General features: G+C 45.2%; 1 protein-coding gene and 1 pseudogene. One reads left to right on the forward strand and one right to left on the reverse strand.

Going from position 1 to position 2,329, the window contains the following annotated elements; genetic code table 11:
• Nucleotides 1–239 precede the first annotated feature (239 nt).
• A complete protein-coding gene (locus F6J94_RS33055; RefSeq protein ID WP_293047979.1) occupies nt 240–1,346 on the forward strand; it encodes a TRAP transporter substrate-binding protein in 1,107 nt (368 codons plus the stop codon).
• A gap of 597 nt (nt 1,347–1,943) precedes the next feature.
• On the opposite strand, the pseudogene F6J94_RS33060 reads toward F6J94_RS33055, so the two are convergent.
• Nucleotides 1,944–2,329: pseudogene (locus F6J94_RS33060) on the reverse strand (photosystem II q(b) protein); the annotation flags it as partial.

Consider the following 2,329-nt stretch of genomic DNA (forward strand, 5'->3'; position numbering starts at 1 on the left):
ACCGTGATCATAATGGCGCTTTTGGGATTTACCTAAAAGCTTTGAGGGATACCTCCTCGTCGATAACCGACGTGCTGTACACGGCTTCCGGGTTTTGCCGGGAATTGCCTGGTTAAATGTATCCGCTGATATGACATCTCGCTAAATAGCAAAGGGAACAGCGGATCGGCTAAAGGGTGTCTAGTTACTAAACTTGATAGAACTTGCGCAAAACATGACCCACTCTTGAATCAACAACCATGAAACGCCGAAAATTTTTTAGTAACGCTGCGATTGGTGCAGCCAGTACAGCTGCCTTAGCCTCCTGTAATCAAGCTAGTACAGGACCCGTTGCTCAATCCGGCAGTCAGCCTATGGTTCGATGGAAAATGGTCACGAGCTGGCCAAAATCCCTCGATACTATCTATGGGGGAGCTGATACTGTCTGTAAGCGGGTCAGTGCCATGACCAATGGGCGTTTCCAGATTACCCCCTCTGCGGCTGGTGAAATTGTACCAGGATTAGGGGTTCTCGATGCCGTCCAACAAGGAACCGTTGAGTGTGGTCATACCGCTAGTTACTACTACGTTGGCAAAAATCCTGCCCTAGCATTCGGCACTAGTGTACCCTTTGGTCTAACTGCTCCACAACAAAATGCTTGGTTGTACCACGGTGGTGGCTTGGAATTGATGCAGGAACTCTATGCTGACTTTGGGGTGATTAATTTTCCAGCAGGTAACACCAGTGCTCAGATGGGAGGTTGGTTCAAGAAACAAATTAATTCTGTAGGTGACCTGAAGGGATTAAAAATGCGTATCCCTGGATTGGGAGGTAAAGTGATGGAGCGCTTGGGGGTGAATGTCCAAGTATTACCTGGGGGTGACATTTTCCTTGCCCTAGACCGGGGAGCCATTGATGCCGCTGAATGGGTTGGTCCCTATGATGATGAGAAGCTGGGCTTGTACAAAGCAGCTAAGTTCTATTATTATCCAGGCTGGTGGGAACCCGGACCAACCCTAGAGGTACAGGTTAATAAAAAAGCTTGGGATAAGTTGCCCAAGGAGTATCAGGAAATTTTTAAAGATGCCGCCAGGTACGCCAATATAAATATGGCGGCTCAGTATGATGCTTTGAATGGAGGGGCATTGGAACGCTTGATTAAAGCAGGTACTAAGCTGACTCCTTACTCTCAAGACATTTTGCAGGCGGCTGAGAAAGCATCATTCGAGTTATTTGAGGAAGATGCTAGCAAAGATGCCAAGTTTAAGAAGGTTTATGAACAGTGGAAGGGGTTTCGCAACCAAGTTTACAAGTGGAATGGCACAAATGAATTGAGTTTTGCTAATTTCGCCTTTTCTCGGAACTAGAGCACTATCGCCATCTTAAATAACTGAATAACTGCTAATCTTAGCTTTGATTGGTCACCAGCCAGTTAAGGTCAACAATACTGTTGATTAGGGAATTTTTACCAAATTTTATATATGAGGGGTGACACCCCTCGCTAAATTTGTTATATTGAGATCAGTAGATAGATGCACCCTGATGATCCAGAGAGTCTTTTTGACGGCTCTCTTATTTTTTTGCAAAAATTGATACGTGAACATATAGCACTACGCATTTAGATTAGGACATTCCTAAATTCCAAAACTTAGTCATAGCTTACTTTTGACTTCTGACTTCTAACTTCTGACTTCTAACTTCTGACTTCCGCGTAGCGCTATACCTAGGGTCAGCTGCTTGTAAAATTTTTAACTGAGGGGTGACACCCCTCGCTCAATCTGTTATATTGAGATCAGTAGATAGATGCACCCTGATGACCTAGAGAGTCTTTTTGACGGCTCTCTTATTTTTTTTTGGAAAAGCGATTGGTGCTTTGCCACCAAATAAAAAAGCGCTCCCTTTTTGGGGAGCGCTATTAGGGGGTACTTTTGTACTCCCCTAGGGGTGATCAGATTATGATCTTATTAGCCGTTGATAACTGGAGCAGTCAAAGCTACAGGAGTAGCTTCAGCCGCTGCTAAGTCTAGAGGGAAGTTGTGAGCGTTACGCTCGTGCATTACTTCGAAACCTAGGTTGGCACGGTTTAGTACGTCAGCCCAGGTGTTGATCACGTGACCTTGTGAGTCAATGATGCTCTGGTTGAAGTTGAAACCGTTGAGGTTAAATGCCATGGTGCTGATGCCCAGTGCAGTAAACCAGATGCCGATTACAGGCCATGCACCTAAGAAGAAGTGCAAGGAACGGCTGTTGTTGAAGGAAGCGTATTGGAAGATTAAACGACCGAAGTAGCCGTGAGCTGCAACGATGTTGTAAGTTTCTTCCTCTTGACCGAACTTGTAACCATAGTTCT

It is taken from the genome of Moorena sp. SIO1F2, from assembly GCF_010672755.1.
Lineage (GTDB): Bacteria > Cyanobacteriota > Cyanobacteriia > Cyanobacteriales > Coleofasciculaceae > Moorena.